Genomic DNA, 741 nt, shown 5'->3' with positions numbered 1-741 from the left:
TGCTGCTCGAAGCCGCCGACGCCGTGGGCGGCCGCGTGCGCACCGACCTCACGCCCGAAGGCTTCCGGCTCGACCGCGGCTTCCAGGTACTGCAAACCAACTACCCCGAGGCCCGGCGCATCTTCGATTACGGCGCGCTGAATTTGCAGGCCTTCCGCTCCGGGGCAGTCATCCGGCTGCCTAACGGCACCGAAACCACGCTGCAAAACCCTTTGCAACATCCGCTCGCGGCGTTTTCGGCCCTTACCTCGCCCATTGGCACGCTGTCCGACAAGCTACGTATCCTCAGCCTGGTGCGCCACGTGATGAAGCACACGCCTGAGGAGCTGCTGGCCCGCCCCGCCACCGACACACTCACTTTCCTGCGGCGCTACGGCTGGAGCGAGCAGATGATTGACAGCTTCTTCCGGCCCTTCTTCGGCGGCGTGTTTCTCGACCGCGGGCTCACCACGGCCAGCAACTTCTTCGAGTTCATCTTCCAGCAGTTCGTGACTGGCGATGCGGCCATTCCGGCCCTCGGCATCCAGGCGCTGCCCGAGCAGCTGGCGGCCCGCCTGCCGGCCGGCTCTGTGCGTTTAAATACGTCGGTGGCCGGCATTGTCGATGGCAGCCAGGTGCGGCTCACCACCGGGCAGGTGCTCCAGGCCTCGGCCGTGGTACTTGCCACCGATGGCCTGACTACTCTGCGCCTGCTGGCCGGCCGCAGCGGCAACCCCGACGACGCTCCTGTGGCCGAAGCGG

The 741-nt window shown here is 66.8% G+C and carries 1 protein-coding gene; it reads left to right on the top strand.

Annotated features, from left to right (window positions below; all coding sequences use genetic code 11):
- Positions 1-741, top strand: a 741-nt coding sequence (locus tag ACYVDE_RS25060; protein WP_460504228.1) for an FAD-dependent oxidoreductase, incomplete at both ends; no start/stop codon positions are given.

This window comes from Hymenobacter agri (assembly GCF_054778495.1).
This window is presented reverse-complemented; position numbering and strand designations above follow the sequence as displayed.